The sequence below is a fragment of the Campylobacter sp. US50a genome, assembly GCF_004379015.1.
GTDB classification, from domain to species: Bacteria; Campylobacterota; Campylobacteria; order Campylobacterales; family Campylobacteraceae; genus Campylobacter_D; species Campylobacter_D jejuni.
This window is the reverse complement of record NZ_RYYJ01000013.1, coordinates 15,354-33,687: the sequence shown is the minus strand read 5'-3', so window position 1 is coordinate 33,687 and position 18,334 is coordinate 15,354. Positions and strand designations below refer to the sequence as shown.

At 30.0% G+C, this 18,334-nt stretch carries 30 protein-coding genes; 17 read left to right on the top strand and 13 right to left on the bottom strand.

The annotated features are described in order from the left end of the window. Positions 1-263 precede the first annotated feature (263 nt). Positions 264-974, bottom strand: coding sequence for a LexA family transcriptional regulator (locus ELQ11_RS08405; RefSeq protein WP_002865556.1), 711 nt, complete (start codon positions 972-974; stop codon positions 264-266). A gap of 105 nt (positions 975-1,079) precedes the next feature. Here ELQ11_RS08405 and ELQ11_RS08400 point away from each other — a divergent pair, with 105 nt between their 5' ends. The 17 genes from ELQ11_RS08400 to ELQ11_RS08315 all read left to right on the top strand — a co-directional run bounded on the left by ELQ11_RS08400 (position 1,080) and on the right by ELQ11_RS08315 (position 9,507). After that, positions 1,080-1,289: a hypothetical protein gene (locus ELQ11_RS08400; protein ID WP_243833545.1), complete on the top strand. Its 210-nt coding sequence runs from the start codon at positions 1,080-1,082 to the stop codon at positions 1,287-1,289. A 74-nt stretch (positions 1,290-1,363) separates the two neighbouring features. Further along, on the top strand, positions 1,364-1,555 hold the full coding sequence (locus ELQ11_RS08395) for a hypothetical protein (RefSeq protein WP_002870225.1): 192 nt from the start codon (positions 1,364-1,366) through the stop codon (positions 1,553-1,555). Next, positions 1,556-3,676, top strand: a complete 2,121-nt coding sequence (locus tag ELQ11_RS08390) for a Mu transposase C-terminal domain-containing protein (protein WP_134225247.1) — start codon at positions 1,556-1,558, stop codon at positions 3,674-3,676. Between the two features lie 88 nt (positions 3,677-3,764). Then, positions 3,765-4,622 carry an AAA family ATPase gene (locus ELQ11_RS08385; protein ID WP_002790751.1) on the top strand — a complete coding sequence of 286 codons (858 nt, stop codon included), beginning with the start codon at positions 3,765-3,767 and terminating at the stop codon, positions 4,620-4,622. Further along, positions 4,619-4,810 carry a sigma factor-like helix-turn-helix DNA-binding protein gene (locus ELQ11_RS08380; protein ID WP_002791422.1) on the top strand — a complete coding sequence of 64 codons (192 nt, stop codon included), beginning with the start codon at positions 4,619-4,621 and terminating at the stop codon, positions 4,808-4,810. Before ELQ11_RS08385 ends, ELQ11_RS08380 begins: the two co-directional genes overlap by 4 nt. After that, complete coding sequence (locus tag ELQ11_RS08375) at positions 4,807-4,992, top strand: hypothetical protein (protein WP_002824157.1); 186 nt, start codon at positions 4,807-4,809, stop codon at positions 4,990-4,992. Before ELQ11_RS08380 ends, ELQ11_RS08375 begins: the two co-directional genes overlap by 4 nt. Positions 4,993-5,047: 55 nt before the next feature. Then, on the top strand, positions 5,048-5,479 hold the full coding sequence (locus ELQ11_RS08370) for an SA1788 family PVL leukocidin-associated protein (protein WP_002865075.1): 432 nt from the start codon (positions 5,048-5,050) through the stop codon (positions 5,477-5,479). A gap of 73 nt (positions 5,480-5,552) precedes the next feature. Next, complete coding sequence (locus ELQ11_RS08365; protein WP_052777360.1) at positions 5,553-5,891, top strand: DUF4406 domain-containing protein; 339 nt, start codon at positions 5,553-5,555, stop codon at positions 5,889-5,891. A 194-nt stretch (positions 5,892-6,085) separates the two neighbouring features. Beyond that, a complete protein-coding gene (locus ELQ11_RS08355) occupies positions 6,086-6,571 on the top strand; it encodes a host-nuclease inhibitor Gam family protein (protein ID WP_002806832.1) in 486 nt (161 codons plus the stop codon). Continuing rightward, complete coding sequence (locus ELQ11_RS08350; RefSeq protein ID WP_002791416.1) at positions 6,568-6,747, top strand: hypothetical protein; 180 nt, start codon at positions 6,568-6,570, stop codon at positions 6,745-6,747. Before ELQ11_RS08355 ends, ELQ11_RS08350 begins: the two co-directional genes overlap by 4 nt. 63 nt (positions 6,748-6,810) lie before the next feature. Next, a complete protein-coding gene (locus ELQ11_RS08345) occupies positions 6,811-7,083 on the top strand; it encodes a hypothetical protein (protein WP_002791414.1) in 273 nt (90 codons plus the stop codon). Next, complete coding sequence (locus ELQ11_RS08340; protein ID WP_134225246.1) at positions 7,080-7,523, top strand: YopX family protein; 444 nt, start codon at positions 7,080-7,082, stop codon at positions 7,521-7,523. The genes ELQ11_RS08345 and ELQ11_RS08340 overlap by 4 nt, the downstream gene beginning before the upstream one ends. Positions 7,524-7,633: 110 nt before the next feature. Further along, on the top strand, positions 7,634-7,813 hold the full coding sequence (locus ELQ11_RS08335; protein ID WP_052788811.1) for a hypothetical protein: 180 nt from the start codon (positions 7,634-7,636) through the stop codon (positions 7,811-7,813). Further along, positions 7,810-8,238 (top strand): hypothetical protein, encoded by a 429-nt coding sequence (locus ELQ11_RS08330; RefSeq protein WP_002909839.1) that lies wholly within the window; start codon positions 7,810-7,812, stop codon positions 8,236-8,238. Before ELQ11_RS08335 ends, ELQ11_RS08330 begins: the two co-directional genes overlap by 4 nt. Before the next feature lie 51 nt (positions 8,239-8,289). Further along, positions 8,290-8,481: a hypothetical protein gene (locus tag ELQ11_RS08325; RefSeq protein ID WP_002790256.1), complete on the top strand. Its 192-nt coding sequence runs from the start codon at positions 8,290-8,292 to the stop codon at positions 8,479-8,481. Then, positions 8,468-8,947 carry a phage virion morphogenesis protein gene (locus ELQ11_RS08320; protein ID WP_126222560.1) on the top strand — a complete coding sequence of 160 codons (480 nt, stop codon included), beginning with the start codon at positions 8,468-8,470 and terminating at the stop codon, positions 8,945-8,947. Before ELQ11_RS08325 ends, ELQ11_RS08320 begins: the two co-directional genes overlap by 14 nt. A gap of 38 nt (positions 8,948-8,985) precedes the next feature. Beyond that, the gene (locus ELQ11_RS08315; protein WP_052780838.1) at positions 8,986-9,507 is read left to right on the top strand and encodes a PH domain-containing protein; all 522 of its coding nucleotides are present in this window, start codon (positions 8,986-8,988) and stop codon (positions 9,505-9,507) included. A 132-nt stretch (positions 9,508-9,639) separates the two neighbouring features. On the opposite strand, the gene ELQ11_RS08310 is transcribed toward ELQ11_RS08315, so the two are convergent. The 12 genes from ELQ11_RS08310 to ELQ11_RS08255 all read right to left on the bottom strand — a co-directional run bounded on the left by ELQ11_RS08310 (position 9,640) and on the right by ELQ11_RS08255 (position 18,316). Beyond that, positions 9,640-10,770 (bottom strand): phage minor head protein, encoded by a 1,131-nt coding sequence (locus tag ELQ11_RS08310; RefSeq protein WP_134225245.1) that lies wholly within the window; start codon positions 10,768-10,770, stop codon positions 9,640-9,642. Positions 10,771-10,886: 116 nt separating this feature from the next. Continuing rightward, positions 10,887-12,269 (bottom strand): DUF935 family protein, encoded by a 1,383-nt coding sequence (locus ELQ11_RS08305; protein WP_134225244.1) that lies wholly within the window; start codon positions 12,267-12,269, stop codon positions 10,887-10,889. Then, complete coding sequence (terL, locus tag ELQ11_RS08300; RefSeq protein WP_126231520.1) at positions 12,266-13,792, bottom strand: phage terminase large subunit; 1,527 nt, start codon at positions 13,790-13,792, stop codon at positions 12,266-12,268. The genes ELQ11_RS08305 and terL overlap by 4 nt, the downstream gene beginning before the upstream one ends. 89 nt (positions 13,793-13,881) lie before the next feature. Beyond that, a complete protein-coding gene (locus ELQ11_RS08295) occupies positions 13,882-14,196 on the bottom strand; it encodes a phage holin family protein (RefSeq protein ID WP_002790261.1) in 315 nt (104 codons plus the stop codon). A gap of 111 nt (positions 14,197-14,307) precedes the next feature. After that, positions 14,308-14,556, bottom strand: coding sequence for a hypothetical protein (locus ELQ11_RS08290; protein WP_070280988.1), 249 nt, complete (start codon positions 14,554-14,556; stop codon positions 14,308-14,310). Further along, on the bottom strand, positions 14,553-14,894 hold the full coding sequence (locus tag ELQ11_RS08285; protein WP_002784498.1) for a hypothetical protein: 342 nt from the start codon (positions 14,892-14,894) through the stop codon (positions 14,553-14,555). The genes ELQ11_RS08290 and ELQ11_RS08285 overlap by 4 nt, the downstream gene beginning before the upstream one ends. 10 nt (positions 14,895-14,904) lie before the next feature. Then, positions 14,905-15,294 (bottom strand): D-Ala-D-Ala carboxypeptidase family metallohydrolase, encoded by a 390-nt coding sequence (locus ELQ11_RS08280; RefSeq protein ID WP_070265030.1) that lies wholly within the window; start codon positions 15,292-15,294, stop codon positions 14,905-14,907. Position 15,295: 1 nt separating this feature from the next. Next, a complete protein-coding gene (locus ELQ11_RS08275) occupies positions 15,296-15,649 on the bottom strand; it encodes a hypothetical protein (RefSeq protein WP_057039022.1) in 354 nt (117 codons plus the stop codon). 129 nt (positions 15,650-15,778) lie between these two features. After that, positions 15,779-16,132 (bottom strand): hypothetical protein, encoded by a 354-nt coding sequence (locus ELQ11_RS08270; protein WP_002790896.1) that lies wholly within the window; start codon positions 16,130-16,132, stop codon positions 15,779-15,781. Next, positions 16,129-16,398, bottom strand: a complete 270-nt coding sequence (locus tag ELQ11_RS08265; protein ID WP_019108985.1) for a hypothetical protein — start codon at positions 16,396-16,398, stop codon at positions 16,129-16,131. Before ELQ11_RS08265 ends, ELQ11_RS08270 begins: the two co-directional genes overlap by 4 nt. After that, the gene (locus ELQ11_RS08260) at positions 16,398-17,285 is read right to left on the bottom strand and encodes a Mu-like prophage major head subunit gpT family protein (protein WP_002790002.1); all 888 of its coding nucleotides are present in this window, start codon (positions 17,283-17,285) and stop codon (positions 16,398-16,400) included. Before ELQ11_RS08260 ends, ELQ11_RS08265 begins: the two co-directional genes overlap by 1 nt. Then, positions 17,285-18,316: a phage protease gene (locus tag ELQ11_RS08255; RefSeq protein WP_070276120.1), complete on the bottom strand. Its 1,032-nt coding sequence runs from the start codon at positions 18,314-18,316 to the stop codon at positions 17,285-17,287. The genes ELQ11_RS08260 and ELQ11_RS08255 overlap by 1 nt, the downstream gene beginning before the upstream one ends. Positions 18,317-18,334: the final 18 nt, after the last annotated feature.

The following is an 18,334-nucleotide window of genomic DNA, read 5'->3' as shown; positions in this document are numbered from 1 at the left end:
TATAACTTGTTTCAGTGGTTATACCTTTAACAGCTTGCATGATTTCATTCATCACATCGCCATAACCCCAAGTATAATATAAAGATATGTAAAAAAGTAAAGTGAGAGAAATTTTAATCAAAGTATTATTTTATAGTATTTTGATGAGATTTTTTTAGAAATCAAAGTGAGCTTTTATCTTTACATTTTTTTACATTGTGCTTTACACATTTTTACATTCTTTTTACAAATACTTTACAAAGTTTTTTAAACACCTTTAAAAATTAAAGAGTAGTCTTTTTAAAATATCCTACAACGCGTCCGAGTATTTCAAAGTTTTCGCCTTCTAAATTAATGGGCTCATACGCTTTGTTATCGCTAAGGAGTTTTAGCTTGGGGCGTTTTTGAAGGCGTTTTACATAAAGCTCATCTTCAATGCGTGTTACACAAATTTCGCCTTCTGCCACTTCTCCTTGCTGGATTAAAAGATAGCAGTTTTCAGGAAGTGTTGGTGTCATAGAATCGCCTTGTCCTAAAATCACAGAGAGATTTATAAAAGAGTATAAGCCAAAACATTCACGCAAAAAACTCTTAGAAAGTCCCAAAGCTTGAGTGCTTTCTTCATCGTTATAAGCGCCACTTCCAGCACTTGCTCTTACATTTTCAAAAAAAGGAATGTTTATCATATCATCGTTTAAGGTTTGAGTAAAATTTTCTAAAATTACATTGCTTGTCGGACAATTTTTTACGTTTGTCGGACATATTTTGTTAGATATTGTCGGACTATTGTCGGACATATTTTCACTAATAAATGAAGCTGGAGATAGATTAAAAGCTGAAGCAATTTTTTTTAAATTGCCATAGGTAAAATTATCAACTGATCCAGCTTCGTACTTTTTAATTGTGCTTATTGATACGCCAGATTTCTCAGATAAATCAGTTTGCGTCCAACCAAAGTACTCCCTATATTCTTTCATTCTTAAAGAAAGTTCCATATTTTACTCCAAATACTTGACAAGTTCAATAAATTATACTATAATTACATAACTTTTTTGGTAATGGTAACACAAAAAAGCAAAAATAAAATTAAAAGGCGTAAAATGAATTTTAAGCAAGCAAGCAATCTTTTAAATGGTGTAAAACATTTATTTGAGAGTGAAAATTTTAATGGTAAAGATGAACTTATTAAGCTTTCTCATGAGAAGCTAGAGGGATTTTTGGCAAATCAAAAAAGTAAAGAAATTGCTGAAAATGTTAGTAAATGTTTCCTAAAACACGATACTGGGAAAAAACTTATAAGAGTGCTTTAAAATCTCATACTTTTAAAGGATATAAAGGTCGTCAAATTAAAGAAAGAGTTGAATTATAATCAAAAGGATTTTAGATGAAAAATAAACTTGTAAAAACTATGAGTGCTAAAGGTGTAAAGCTTATGACTTGGGCTAAGGCTAAGGGCTTAAATCATAAAGATATAACTATACTTTATGATTTGTCTCATGGTAGGATTAAGGGTATAAGGGGTAGAGCTAAAGAATTAAAAGAAATGCTAGAAAAAGATGGGTTTAAGGTGGCTTGAATGTGGGTAAGTAGTAAAGAATTTGCAGAAAAATATAATTTAAATAGAGATACTATAATAAAATCCGCTAATAGAGCTCATAAAAAAGGTAAAAAATTTTGCCTTTTAAAGTTCAATATATTATACTTTAAATACTCCAAAGGTGTTGGTGGTCATGCAGGTAAAACCCTTCAAATCTGGTCTAAACCTTTAAGCAAGGAAGAAGCACAGCTAGTAGAGCAAGGTTTTAACATAGAAGATATAAGCAATACTACTACTATAACTCCTAAAACAACACAAGAAGCTTTAAGCAAAGCATTAAATGATGATGTTTTGCTTAAAAATTCTAAAGCCTTGCAAGTGCAAAACACTAACAAAACCAAACTTAGCGAAAATCAAATACAAATAAACAAAGATAACTTAAGCCTCTTTGCAAAAGCCAGTTCTAAAAAGCAAAATTTAGCCTTACAAAAAGCTGCTGTGATTAAAGAATGGCTCCATGCTAAAGGCAAGATAAGCACAAATGATTTTATAAATTACATTAACGCTAAAAAAATCTATGAGTTTAAACTCACACAAAACAAGCTCTTTTCTTGGCAAAAAGAATACTTAGCAAACGGGCTTGATGCTTTAATAGATAAAAGAGAAAATAAAAAAGATGATGCCATTAGCACTCTTGGTATAAAAGAGCTTTTTATAAATACCTTACTTGCTCAAAAAGGAAGACTTAATGCTTCTAATATCCACAGAGTGCTAAATTATGAATTAGCAAAAAATGGCAAGTTAGATTTAAAAGATTTTCTAGGCAAAAAAGATGAATTTATAAGCTATGAATGTGTTTTAAGAAGTATGAAAAAATACTTAAAAGAAAACAAACTCATAAAAAATATCATCTTGTATGGCGAAGATGGAGCTATAAGCAGACATCTGCCAGCACTTGGTGTGAGTAATTGGAAAGTAAATACCATCAATGAAATCGTAGAAATTGATGCAAGTCCACTTGATGCTATTTGTAAAGTAGATTTTATCAATGAAACTTATGGCTTAAAAGGTGATGAGTGCTCTTGGCATAAACGCTACACTATAATATCATTAATCGATACTTATAGCGGTGTGGCTAGCTTTTATCTAGGCTTTAGTGAAGATAGTTTAAGCATAGCAAGAGCCATCGCAAAATACATCAGCACTTATGGCGTTCCAAAATGCATACACTCAGATAATGGCAAGGCATTTTTAAGTAAAAATGTCAAAGCTCTTTTAGAGAGATTAAACATTGATTATAAAGCGATGCCAGCTTACAGTGGCTGGAGTAAGCCTTATGTAGAAAATAAATTCAAAGACTTACAAAACTCACTCACAGCCAATCTCGTCGGATATATAGGAGCTAACATCAAAGAAAGACAAGCTATTGAGTTTTTTTATTCTAAAAAAGAAAGAAGACTTAAAAAAGGCTATAAGACAAATCAAAGAAGACTTAAAACACTTGAGTATATGAGAGAGTGTATTGATGATTATAGTGCGTATTTTATGAATAACAAATGGCTTGACCGACTAGGTGCCACTCCAAAAGAAAGTTTTGAAGCAAAGATTAGCGATGCTATTGCTATAGATGAGCTTAGCCTTAGTATGTATTTAGGCGGTGAATTAAAGCTTAGAAAGGTGCTAAATAAAGGACTTAGTCTTAATGGAACTCTTTTTTATAATCCAAAATTATACACCCATGAAGAAGTGTTTGTGTGTGAAAATCTTAATAACCAAAACGAAATCTTTTGCTTTGATAAACAAAAAGAACTTATTTGTGTAGCAAACAACTTAGATTTAGAACTTGGGGTAAGCATTGAAGAAGCTAAAGTTGCTAGAAAACTTGTAAATAGAGCCATAAAAGCAAATAAAGACAAAATCGATAAGCAAAGAATGATTTTAGAAAAGAATATGGAAAAGTATTTAGCTCTTGGCAAGGAAAAACTAGAAAAAGTTAAAGCTCCAAAAACAAAAGCTAGTAACAATGCTAAAAAAGAACTTGAATTTTCAAAAGCCCTTGTTAGCAATGGTGATTTTGAACATTTGAGTACAAAAGTTATAAAAGATACCAAATGCAAAATTCCAAAATGGGAAAATGCTGCCAAAAAGGCAGGGTATTAAAAGTCTTTAAAAGCTTTTAAAGTCTATTTAAACACGCTTTGAAAGTTTTTAAAAGCTTTTAAAAAAGCTTAAAAACAAAAGGATTTATATGCAAGAACTAAGCAAAGAATTAGAATGCTTTTTAGAGCAAAGCGGTATGAAGCCAAGTGCATTGGCAAGAGCGATTGGTGCGAGTGCTTCTTTAATCTCACAGATTAAAAGTGCAAGCTATAAAGGTGATGTGGCTTTATGGAGTAAAAAGATAAGAGATTTTATCGCTAATCACAAAGATAAGCAAAATGAAAAACCTAAAAAAGAACAACTTTTTAGAAGCCGTGATTTTTCTATGGCTACTTTTGTAATGAGCGAAGCTGTAAATGAAAAAGAAATCGCACTTATTTTTGGAGAAGCAGGAACAGGAAAAACCACTATTATAAACGAGTTTATTAAAACCAGACCACAAAGTATTTTAATAGAGGCAACTTGTCATACAAGTGTGGGTGTAATGCTTGATGAGCTTTTAAATGCTCTTAAAATCGAAGCAAATAGTAACAATGCTTCAAAACTAAAAGCAATTGCAAGATTTTTAAAGACCAATGAAAAGATTTTAATCGTAGATGAAGCCGAATATCTACCACTAAAGGCTTTGGAGGATTTAAGACGCATTGCGGATTTTGCTAGAGTGCCTCTTATTTTAGTAGGAACTGAGATTTTATACAAAAACCTAATGGGTAAAAACAAAGAGCTTAAACAACTTTACTCAAGGATTTGTGGTAAATGGATGATGAGAGGACTTAGCAAGGAAGAAAGTGATGAGTTTTTTGGCAAGGGCTATTTTAAATTTAGCAATGGTAATTTTAGAAGCTCTGCAAAGCTTTTAAAAAAGGCCTTAAGACTTGCAGAACTTGAAGAGTGCGAAATAAATGATGAGTTATTAACTAGTGCAAGCGAGATGGTTATATTATGAGTTTTGAAGAGATAGCTAAAGAACTTAATCTTAGCGTGACACGCGTTCATCAAATCTATACTGAAGCTCTTAGAAAATTAAAGAGTCCTAAAAATAAAGACAAGTGGATGGCTATCTTTGAAACGATTGACTTAATCAAAAAAGAAAAAGTAAAGAAAGAAAACTTAATACAAGGAGAGAAAAAATGATACCAATGATTAAAGGTGAGAAAGCTGATTATAGTGCTTCGCTTTTTGAGATAAAGGGTGTAAGCATTATTTATAAAGAAAGTGGAGTGTTTGTAGATGTTTTAAAAGGAATTTATCCTGATTATATTGCAAAAAAAATCATTCGTTTTCATTTGGGTAAAAAGCTTAACAAAAGTGCTTAAATTAAAGCACTTTGATTAAGTTTTTTAAAACTTAAATTTATTTAGAAAGGGAAAAATGCAGTTAAGTTATTATTGTTTTAAAGATAGAAAAAAAAGAAAAATGCCTTTAGATACACCATTAAATACTAAAAATTTTAAACTTAAAGATAAGCTTGGTTTAAACATAAAAGAACAAATAGAAATTTGTAATAAATATGGGATTACCCACAAGCTTTATGTGAAAAGAAAAGAAAAAGGTTGGAGCTTAAAAGAAATTTTAGAAACTCCAAAAGGAGACAAGCGTTTTAAATATATTATTATCGATGATATCAGAAGAAACAAACAAGCAGTTAGCCTAAACAGTCATAGTAAATTTGGTAGAAATGTTTTACATTTAGGAAATATGAGCAAAAAAGCTAACTTGCATTTTAAATATTCAAAACTTGATCATCTAGCCTTGCAAAATAATTTATACCAAGATAAAAATGGAGTAATTAAGGCGTATTAGAAAATTTAACAAATCTACTAAGGTGGATTTGATTAAGTTTTTTAAAACTTAAATTTATTAGAAAGGAAAATTCATGGCAATAGTTTATATCGCTTCTCCTTACAAAGCTTTAGCTGTAAGAGAAAGTCAAAGAAAAGCACAAGCTATTAGTGTAGCCCAGCAAGAATGCTTAAAAATTATGCGTGAATGTGAAGGCTTTACACCTGTTTCACCCATACTACAATTTAGCTATTTGGATGAAAACAAACACAGAGACAAAGCTTTACAAATGGGATTAGAGCTTTTAAAAGCAAGTGATTATATTTATATGAGCAATCATAAAGATGCTAAGTATTCTAAGGGAATGCAAGAAGAATTAGCATTAGCTAAAAAGCTTGGCATTAAAGAGCTAGTTTTGGAGTTGCCTCTTTGACTTCGCAATGTGGCAAAGCCACCTTTTGCGATAAAGAGCTACACTCCCTTAACCCACCTGAAGGCTCCGCGACACTGCGTGAAAAAAAAGGCTTAAGGATAATCAAGAAAAGAACTAAACACGCAGTGCTTTTAAGATATGGCGTAATTCTTTGGGATTATCAAATTAATAAATTTAATTTAAAAGGAGAATAGATGCAAATAAATAATTTAGAAGATGTTAACTTAGCACTTAAAAAAGTGGCAGAACTTAGCGTAAAAATAGAAAAGATTAATGGCGAGGTGACTTTAGCTTGTAATGAGATTAAAGAAGCTCGTGCAGGAGAGATTAAGGTTTTAAGTGATGAACTTAAATATATAGAGCAGTGCATTACAACCTTTTGTGAAAATAATAAACACGAGTTTGCAGAAAAAAGAAGCAAAGAATTTACCTTTGGCAAGATTGGCTATCGCTTAAGTAAAAGTGTATCTTTACCACGTGTGAAAGAAAAACTAGAAAACTTAATCAAAGCTTTAAAAAGCTATGGACTTAATGATTGCATTACTTATAAAGAAGAACTTAATAAAGATGCTATTGCAGAGCTTGAAGATAGCACCTTAGTAAAGCTAGGACTTAAAAGAGTTGTAAAAGATAATTTTAGAATAGAGCCAAAGATTGAAAGCTTGGAGATTGAAAAATGAGAGAGCTTTCCTTAGCGACTTTTAAACTTTTAAATAGTGTTTTTAAAACAAAAACAGCTCATTTTAATGGCTTTTTAGAACTTGATTTTAAAAATAAGCCTAAGCTAAAAAAGCAAAGCTTTAAAAGAAAAAAGAAAATGACTTCAAAGCAAAAAATTAGACTTAAAAGAATTTAACAAGTCCGCTAAGGCGGATTTGATTAAGTTTTTAAAACTTAATTTAAAACAAAAGGATAAAAAATGTATGTCAATGTAAGCATAGATGCGAGTGATTTAGAAGATATAGATGCTCATGATTTGGCTGAACTTTTTGAAGATTTAAGCACAAAAGAGCAAGAGGAATTCTTTGGAATTATCCATAAGGATATCAAGCCATTAGAAAGAATAAGAGCTATTCTTTCTAATTTGTCTAATGATGAAGCACTTAAACTTTTAAAAGAACTTAATAATGAGTTTAAAAGCGATGAGGAATGGCAAAAAACTATAAAAAGTATAAATGGAGGTAACAAATGAAACTACAAGATTTTGATTTTAGGATTTGGAGTGAATTAGAGAATGGCTATGTGGGATATCCAGCTTTAGCTAAGTTAAACTCCGTTTTACCCGCCAAAGTTCACTATGTAGATAAGCTTGTTCCTTGTATTAAATTTGATGAAAGAGATGATAATAAAGAAATGGAACTTTGGACTGGTTTATATGATAAACATGGAAAGAAGATTTATGAAAATGATATTTTAAAATTTAGTTTTAGTTTTTATGATGGAACCCGAACCCAAGAAGTAATAGCTTATGCTAATGCTATTACTTACAATGGGTTGTTTTTCACTTCTAAACATAATGGTTTCTTTCCAAGAATTGATGATTATTCATATGAACAATTAGAAGAAAATTTCACTTTTAGTATGGAAATCATTGGAAATATCCATGAAAATCCTGAACTTTTGAAATGTTAAAAAATATTAAAAATTTTAACATAAAAATGAAATATGTTAAAAAAGCCAAAAAATTTAACAAAGTCCATTGATTTAATGGGCTTGATTAAGTTTTAGCAAGGAAAGAAAAGATGAGTAAAAGAAATGGTGCTTTAAGGGTTTTTAAAACGCTTTTAAAAGATGTTTTAAATGATGAAAATGGTTTTTATAAACACAAAAATGGCAAATTAAATGTTGCTAAATTAGCTAGAGTTAGTGGGCTTAGCAGAAATTTTCTAAAAAGAGAACTTTATATAAGAGGTTTGCTATGAGTCCTAAACAAGCAATGCTTAGAAAACAACTTCTAGCTAAAATACACATGCACAAAGAGTATTTATATTATAAAGAAAATAATGCTTGGCAAGATTTTTTAGCTTTAAGATTTGAGGTTTTAAGCTCAAAAGATTTAAGCATAGATGAACTTAAAATCTTGCTTGATATTTTTGATGGTAAAATTAAAGATGATATAAACTTCGTACCTGATTTTAAAGGTAGATTAATGCTTAAGAAAGCTAGTTCTAATAAACAATTTTTTTATTTAAAAGCTTTATTAAAACAAACAAAAATGCCTATTTTTAGTTTTTACAAACTTTGTAAAAAAACTTTAAAAAAAGATATATACTCTCTTGAAACTCTTAGCAAAAAAGACTGCACTATAATGCTTGTAGTTTTAGAAAAGATTGCCAAGACTAAATAAAATAATTAAAAATAGATATAATCCTTTAAAAGCTTTTTTAAAGGATTTATTTTGATCTGCCCTAGATGTGCAAATGAAAAAACTAAAGTCTTAAAAACTATAAAATCAGACACCAATGAAAGATTTAGAAGATGTCTTAAGTGCGGATACACTTTTATGTCTATTGAACTTATCAAAGTAGATAATTGGGCAAAATACTATATAAAAGAAACTCAAAAAGGACTTTTTGATGAAGCGCTTTGAATTAAAGGGTCTTGAGAATTTTTTAAAAAAATGTGAAAATCTAGAAAACGAACAAAAGCAGATTATTTTAAAAGAAATAATTGCTGAAACACTTTATAAAGAAAGCAAAGAAAATCTAGAAAACGAACAAGACTCTAATGCTAAAAAATGGGCACCTTTAAAGCAAAGTACATTAAATTCAAGAAAAGCACAAAAGATCATGCATACTAAAAAGCTTTTTGCAACAGGCTCTATGCAAAGCTCTTTACATAGTGGAGTGGAAAATGATAGAGCTTTTGTAGCACTTAATGCCACCTATAAAGGCTTTGCGTATGCCAGAGTGCATCAATTTGGCTCTAAAAATGTAATAGCAAGACCTTTTTTACCTATCGATGAAAATTTAAATATAAACAAAAGAGTAGCCAGAGCAATGGAAGAAGAAACTAAGGATATGCTTTGGACTTTGTTTAAGCAGACTTTAAAATAAACTTCAATAGACTATGACATTTTATTAAAGGAGTATAAATGCCTAGTTTAGAAGAAATACAAAGTCAAATTTCTGATTTTTCAAATGCTAAAAATATTTTCTCAAGAAAAGAAATTAAAGCTTTACCAGATATTTTATGGGAGAATGAGAAGGTAAAAAAAGCAGCACAAGGCACTTATAATCTTGCTACAGGACTGCTAGTAGCTACTGATAAAAGATTGATTTTTATTGACAAGGGAATATTTAGCTTAAAGGTGGAAACTTTTCTTTATGATAAAATTTCATCTATTGAATATAGTACAGGTTTGATGTTTGGCGAGATAGTTATTTATGCTTCGGGTAATAAGGCTAAAATTAAAAATATGGAAAAAAACGAAACCAAAGAAATGGCTGAATTTGTTAGAGAGTGTACTCAAAATACTGATGCAAATAATCATATATCTACCACTAATAGTGATTTAACCGTAGAATTAGAGAGAATATCAAATCTTAAAGATAAAGGTATTATTACTGAAGAAGAATTTAAAACAATGAAAGAAAAAATTATAGCTAAAATGTAAAACTTGCAAAGTTACTTAAAATCTTATATAATCATTTTAGCAAATAAGTTGTTATGCTCTTATAGTATCATCACGATGTGGCAGTGGGTCATTGGCTATAAGAGTTTAGCCACCTTCTTTTTTGCAAATTTATTATTTTTTATAAACAATTTTTCCTTGACTTAATACTTCTTTAAAATACTTGTCGTTCTCGCTTAAAAACATAGTTTTATTATTGATTTGATTGCCTTTTTGATTTAATACCATTACAAGAGCTTTTACTCCATTATCATAAAAGTATTTAATATAAGTTTTTTTGGTAAAGCCTTTGTAGTAAGGGTCAGTATCCATACTTAATCTAATCTCATCAGGATCTTTTACAAGCTTTGGCAGATAGTCGATATAAAAGTGGCGATTATTCTTTTTTATCTTAGAAATTTGTTTTTTCTTATCATAGAAAAAATCATCATCTAAGCTTATTACATCTCCTATTTTATCAACAAGCAAATCTCCTTTTTTTACATTAAAAGCTTCATAAACCTTATCTATTAATTCTTTATCACTTAAATTTTCATAATTTTGTATTTTTGGTAAATTTTCTAAGCTCTCATCTAAGCTTATTCTCGTTTCTTTTGGCATCTGTGAATTCTCTCTTTTATCATAAGCAAAGTTTTTAGAAGCAATGCTTTTTGGATTTTCTAAAATTTTATATTTAGCTCTTGCTTCTTTTTCGCTTACTGCTATGACTTTACATTTACAATTATAATCATTAGGCGGAAAGGATGTTTTCCAAAATGGATCATCTCTGTGTATAGCACAATTGTGCATTTTTTTATGCTCACTTCTTGAATCTTCTAAAAGTGCACATTTATATACCCAGTAAGTTTTATAAGAATAAGTGCTAAGTTGTTTTGCTCTTGCTTTTGCGTAAGCACTTTGCATATTGGTATGATAAATTGTTTTTAAGCGATTTGCATTGATATTTATAGTGCGTTTTTCTCCTGTTTTTGGGTTTGTTATTTCTTTTTTACCATACCAACCTTTACTTGTTAAAAGCTCTTTTAAATTGTTTTTAAACTCATTAAAATTTCTTCCTTCTTTCATAGCTTTTTTTAATTCTTCGTGCAAATCATTTAATACATCTGTTTTCATAATGCCTGCTGCACTAAAAGCGCGATCGTGTGCTTGTTTTTTAATTTCGTGATATTTAAAGCTTATTTTTAAGCCTTTATTTTCTAAATAGCTATAAGCTTCATCTACGCTTTTGTTAAAAATATTACTCATTCTTTACCTTTTTTAACCTTCTTTAACGGCGGAAGTGAATTCCGCCTAAGAAGCAACTAAAGGCTACCCGACCCTTTTGCTAACGCAAAAGCCCCGTTTTGCCTTGACCTACCTATTCACTCATTGCCAGCATCCAAAAGAGCTTGCATGGAAGCAAGAGCGATTTTTTTATCCAGACTTTCTTTTAATTTTTCAAAACTGATATTTGGGTATGCTTTAAAAATTCTTTCTTCTAATTCTTCATAGCTTTGACATTCTTCCCAAAAGGCTTTGATTTTTTCATAAATTTCATCACTTATCTCATCTTCTGCACTTGAGTTTAATTCTATTTTATCCTTGCTAAGACGATTATTTTTTTCTAACATTAAAGAGTTAAATGCGTAATTTTCAGTGCTTACTTCTTTTTTCTTTAAACCTTCAATTCTAAAAGTTTTTGCTAAAAACTCAGCAGGTATCTCATAACCCATACTAGAAATAGTGCTATAAACTCCTGCTAAGTATTGCTCATCGACTTCTTTGTTTGTATCAAAAACAAACTCAAACTCAGCTGGCTTTGCAAAATTAAGTTTTAAAATCTGCTCTAATAATTTTTGTATGCTTTTGCTTAAAAAAAGTGTATCCATTTCACCCACATTAAGACGCACTTCTTCGTGTACATTACCTAAGGCTTGAGTACCATTTTGCACTGCATTTCCTGCTAAAACTTGTCCGCTGATTAATTTTGAAATAGCTTCATCACAATACCTTAAAAAATCTGTAAAAGTAGAAGTAGAAAGCCCTGAGTTTAAAAGCTCGACCATGTCATCTTTGTTAAAAATTCCCACACTTGCACTTCTTAAATTGCTAAGTTGCATTAAAAGTTCTTCTATTTCTTTATCGCTGTTTGCATTGGTTGTTTTTGCAATGATAGGTGGCACACTTAAATTATCAAGATAAGAAATGTTTTTACTCATAGCAAGTTGCTTTAAAACTGCAATGCTTACAACATTATAAAAAAGGGATTGTTCTATGAATGAACCTGAATCGCTTGGATGTAAGTGTAAAAATATATCATCACACTCATCCACAAAAAGTTTTCTACTTTCGCTATAAATAAATAGCCTTTCTTTATCATCCATCGAAAAAAATCTCGGACTTATGTATTTTAGTTTTGGAAAAACATTTAAATCTTTTACCTTCCATTCAAGTAAAAAAGCAGCAAAACCATAAACTACTGCAGCACTCATTTCAAAGACGAATTTCCTAAAATCACTTTTTGATATATAATTTTGTAAAAATATTCTTTGAGTCTCGTCTTTACAAGTAATAAACATAGGAAAAGAACACATTTTAAAACGCCTTTTCATTACTTCGCTTGCTATTTGTGGATCAAAGCGTTTAAAATAATCATAAATACTTATAAGTTCGCTAAAATTCTCACTATTTAAAGCAGCGATTATACTATCAAAATCAACACTGCTTGCTACGCTTTTTCTTGCTGTTTTGTTTAATATTCTCATAAAAATCCTTTTTTAATCTTTCTTTTGCTAAGTATTCTATTGATTGCTTTATAATCTGCATTTGCTGCACTACAAGCGATTCTAAAAGCCATCTCACTTGCATCAAGCAAGTCATCATGTGTTGCTTTTGGATAGGTTAGCATTTCTTCGATAAGTAAATTTGAGTTATTGTCTATTAAAATCGTGCCGTCGTTAATGTAAGGTGCTAAGCTATCGATGCGAAGTTCTTTTGCGACTTTATTTTTAAGCTCACAAATACTTAAAATAATTCCCAGTTTTAAAGCCTCTTCTTTGAGCTTATCTTTGAAAAACTCTTGAAAGGCTATTGTTTCAATGGCTATTTTTACTATTTTTCCTAAGCTTAAGTATTTGATATAAAGCTTTAATATCACATCTATCATCTTACTAGGAGATATTTTATAGCCACTTGCTTTTAAATGAAATTTATTTTTATCTACCTTTTTAAGCTCAGCAATGGCAAAATAATCGCCTTTTGCCTTACCAAGTGCAGGGTCAATCCCTAAAACCACAAGGTCAAAATCTTGTTCTTTTTCTATGATTTTATACTCGCTAAAAATAGCATTTTCAGTACTTAATGCTTTGTTTTGATATTCGCTAAAAAAACTTTGAGTATCAGCAAAATATTCTTTTAAAATTTCTATTTTGTTTAAATTTTCATCATCTAATTTAAAACCCTTTAAATCGCTTTTTAAAATATTGTTTTTATCGATTAAATCAAGTTTGTCAGGAAAGCTTAGCACAAGCGGAAAATCATAAATTAAAAAGCGTTTATCATCATTTAAACGATTTAAAAGACTATCTTGATGTAAAATAGTTCCAACGACTAAGTATAAATAATTTTCTTGTGTTCTTGCGACTAGCTTTAAAATGGCTTTATTAAACCATTTATAAAGTTTATCCCTTTGCGTTTTACTTTCTACATTTTCATCATTTTCTATATCATCACAGATAATTAAATCAGGTCTTTTGCCAAGATAATTCGTTCCTCTTATCTTTTTACCACTACCAAAAGCTTTAATTTTTTTATGTATTTTAAAACTTGTAAAAACTATGGCTTCACTAGTCCATTCATCGCCTAGTTTTATTTCAAAATCATTAATTAATTTAGCATTTTCTTCAAGCTCTGTTTTTAAACTTGCTATACTTTCACTTGCAATGTCTAAAGTAGAAGATATAATTAAAGCATATTGCTTTTTATTACTTAAAAGCGAGTAAAGAGTAAAAAGTCTTACTAAAAGCGTTGTTTTAGCACTTCCACGATAAGCTTTAAAACAAAGATGATTATTTTTCTTTTCTAATTCATCAATATTATCATAGATAAAATTTCTAAAATTAGAGCTTTCTTTTTTGATAAAATTGATATGATGAGGAAAATATTCAAAAACAAAAGCCTTAAAGCCTTGTTTTAAAATCCTATCTCTTCTTAAATTTTTATCTTCTTTATGATTAAATTTTAAAGCCTTTAGCCTTGATTTAATTTCATTTATTTCTAACTTATCCATTTTTGCTTTCTTTTTATTTTCAAATATAGTTTTAAAAAGCTTTAAATTGCGTTTAAAACCTTTTAAAATACAAGGGTCAATATAAAGCCTTACAATTTATCTAATTTTTTATTTATAAGCTTTTCTACAAGTTGCTCAATTTTAAGCAATGCATCTGTCCCCATATAAGCTGCAAAACCGCCCACTGCAACGCTAAGCTTTATGCCAAAATTAAGATAATTTACAATTTCAAAAACTAGATATGCCACAAACATAGAGCCTAGCATACCTTTTAAAAAGAGTGTAAATTTACCTTTTAAATTAAGAGCTTTGCTTAATTTATTTTTTGTTACAATTCCTACAAGTCCAGCTATAAAGCTTACTATCATTAAAACCATATATACAAATATATCTTCTAATTTCATTGCTAGTTCCTTGTAAAAATTTCAAATAAATATAATAAAGCTAATGCAAAAGTTGAAAACAAAAGAGCTATAAGAAGATCTTTTGCAATGCTTTTTTGATTTATCATTTTATTATTTTCTTTCATCTTTCTCTCCTGTGCAAAGCTTGGCTATATTTTCAACTTCTAAGTAATATTTAGAGATTTCTTTAGCACTTTCTAAGTCTTGTTTGTCTAAAGGCTTTAAAGGAAGTTTTAAAGGGCATTTAATAGGAACTTTAACTTCTTTGATTTCAGTTTTAATCAAAATATCTTTAGAAGCACAAGCGCTTAAAAAAACAAAAGGTATAATTAATAGGAAAATTCTCATTTTATCATTCACTTTTTTGCTCCTAAAATATTAAATAATTCTTTATAAGCTTTAAGTTCACTCTCACAGCTTTTATCTTTAATAAAAACCTTATCCACTTTTAAAACTTCTTTTAAAGTCTCTTTGGGCTTTAAATCAAGTTTTAATTTATCAATAGCTTTATTTTGCTGGGCTAATTTATCTTTAAAAACATTGATTTCATTGCTAAAATGCAAAGCTTTAAGTTTTAGATTTTCATTTTCTAAAGCTAAAGCATTGTTTTTTAAATATAAAAAACCACAAAGAGCAATTAGAACAAAAAAAGCTATTTTTGAAGGACTTAAAAACCTTGATAAAATAAAACTAAACACAATCTTTTCCTTATGGATAAGTCCATCTTGCTTTTTTGCCTCTAGTGTCTAAATGCACAAACCCAGCATAAGGATCATTAAAATTATGCTTTATGGCAATTCCAAAAGGTTTATCATCATATCTTTGCAAAATATATTGATGCACATCTTCTGTCTTAACCCCTTTAACGACAAAATCCGCCGCACTTCCTATAGCGTGTTGGCTTTTAGGGGCTCCACCAACCTCTGCATTATGCTCTTTGCAGCGATATCCACTATTTATAATAATAGGAGCATTGTAATGTTCTCTGATTTCACATAAAGTGTCTATAAGCTCATCGCTTGGTACATTTTGCGGTAATTCACACTTGCCACATTTACATTTAAATTCGCTTTCTTTAAAATAAGGGTTATTTTTCATTTTATTCTTCTCCTTCTGGTTTTGAAAAAATTTCTATATTAAATTTAAGCCTATAAGCAAATAAAGAACTGCTTATAAAACCACTTTCGATACTGCTTAAAAGCTTTTTACTTGTATCAAATTCAAAAAGTTTTAGTCTTAATTCATCTATTTTTTTAATCAAAGAATCTTTATCTTTATTAAAAGTATGAGAACTAAAAATCAATGAAAAATTCACACTATCTTTATGATGATTAATACTTGTTAGGCTTTCAAGCATTAGATAAAGTCCGCCTTGTTTGACATCTTCGTAATTTGCTATGCCTATCGCATTAAAATGCTTTAATAAATCTTTGCTAACACTATCTAAAGTCAAAACCTGTCCTTTTTAACTTCGCGGATGAAATGAATTCATCCTTGCGAGCGGGAGTTTCACTCCCTGCACCCACCTGAAGGCCACGCCCGACCTCGCCTTTTTTACTCCTTAAAGTCTTGCCTTAAAAAGCTAAAACCTGTCCTTTCTTTGCATAATTTTAAGTCTTAAAGAGCTTAAATTTCCTTCTTTATCAATCAAAGGTGCATTTTCAATTCGTTTTAAAGCATTATCTAGAAGGATTTTATCTTCATCATCTAAGACGATTTTAAGATAAATTTTTATGCGAATGTATGCAAAATCCTCCCAAATAAAATCAGCAATATCTTTATTTTTGCAAATATCATCTGCATCTTTTGCTGCTTTAGCTACTACTTCTCTTGTAATTTCATCGATATTTGCTAAGTTTTGTTGTGCCCTTTTCATCAGTGCTAACTCTTTTAAAGTAAGAGCTAGCATTTTAGGAGGAGAAAGCAAGGCTATCATTTATCTTGTTTTCCTTTTTTTGTTTCTTTGTTTTTTAAAGACTCATTTATTATAGTTTCTTCATTTTCTTCTAAAGTCTTTTGTTTTTCCTTTAAAAATAAAGCTTTTTCTTTTTCAAACTCTTGCTTTTCCTTTAAAAATAAAGCTTTTTCTTTTTCAAACTCTTGCTTTTCCTTTAAAAATAAAGCTTTTTGATCGTCATTTTCTTTTGGATTTAAAATTGCATTTTGATTTCTAAGTTTATTAGCTGAAACTATATTGTCCATTATTCTGCCTTTCCGCTTGATTTATAAGCTAATTGCCACAGTCCATAACCTGCATTGTCTTCGCTATCGATTCCATATTGGAAAGTCTTACGCATAAAAGCAGCTTCATCAGTAGGATTATCTTTAGCAACAAACTCAGCTCCTTTGTTGATTTGCAAAATTAAAGGTTTGATTGGTTTGGTATTGTCAATTAAATACCAAGCGTCTTGATCGCTTAAATTTGGACTTGTAAATACTTCTACAACGCCTTTAAAAACATTGCTTGAACCATTGATTAAATCGCTATTTACAATCTCGAGTGCTTTTGCTTCCAAGCTTAATGGTACAACCAAAAGAGCAGGATTGATATTTAAAGTGCGTCCGCTTTCATTAGTCAGTGCACGCATGTTTTTTCTAGCCTCCATAAGACTTGCAGCACTTAATTTTTTATCTCCAAGATTTGAAAAACTCACACCACCAATATCGTGATCATTTGCAAAAAATGCTTTTCCATCAAAGCAAGTTTGATTTTGCTCTAAAAGTGTAAAAATAAGATCATTATAATGATTTTGTACTTCGTAAGCTAACATTTCAATTTGTGGTCTTATTATTCCTAAATTATCGTAAGTTATTACATCTCGTGGTACTTCAATGGAACTTTCCCAATCTTTTTTAGTGATAGTATAACCTTGACCCTTAAGTTTGCTAAATTGACGATCGCCTATCCATTCACGCATTTTTGGTAAAGATGCTAAAAATTGATATTCTACAACCAAAGAATTTGCATTGGTTACCATTGCAAATTTTTCATAATCTTTATTTCCACCTTCAAGAGCATTATTAAAAATGGTTGAAAATCCCTTATTCACTGCTTGCATGTAAGCAGTGCTTAATTCTGTAAAAGCCATTATTTGCCTCCTTTGATTCCAAGTTGTTTAAAAACTTTTGCCTCATAAGCATTAAGTTCTTTTCTTTTGTTTGTAAAATTAAGTTCTTTTTTACCTAAAACAATATTTGCTTCTTTTTTGCAAACATCAAGATAATCTTCTAAAACTCTGCCTTTCATATTAAGAGCTTTTTGATAGCGATTTGGTAAAATGAGTCCATTTTGCAAAAGAGAATCAAGGCGTTTTTTATTAAGCTCAATCTCTGTTTCTTCATTTTTGTTTAAAGCAGTTTCAAGTTTTGCTTTAAGTTCTGCAATTTGTGCTTTTAACTCTTCATTTTCTTGTCTTAAAGTTTCTAACTCGCTGTCTGGATTTTCACCTTCACCTACACAATCTTTTGTCTCTTGTACGGATTCTTCTACATTTTCAGCTTGTTCTTCTACTTGCTCGGCTAATTTTTGTAATTCTTCTAATTCTTCTTCGTTCATTGTATTCCTTTCTTTTTTTAATTTCGCGGATGAACTAAAGTCATCCTTGCGAGTGGGAGTTTCACTCCCTGCACCCACCTGAAGACCATGCTCGACCTTGCCTTTTTTAGCTTCTGTCCTAGTGCTTAACTTTGAATTTTTGGTGCTATTGATTAATGACCTAGCTTTATTTAAAGCCCTGTTTAAAAGATTGGGCTGATTTACAAGTCCCATGGCGTCTAAATGAATAACATTTTTATCATCATCCACATAATATTCAGGGCTTAAATATCTAAAAGCCTTATTTTCAACAAGTTCTTTCCCTTTGGGCGTTAACTCAAGACTTGCATAAATGCCATCTTCTCTTAACTCTAATGAATTTCTATCAAACCAGCCATAAGCTTCTCCTCCTTGATGATTAAGATTTAACGCTATATCAAGTCCATTTTTTTGTATATTATTGATTAATTTTTCCCCATCTATCTTAAATACTCTCCCATCAAGTCCTTTGGCTATTCCAATAGGAGAAATTTTTACTTTTTCATTTGTGAGTTTTGTATTAAGCTCTAATAATAAATCACGCATCAAAAGCCTTTATTTTTT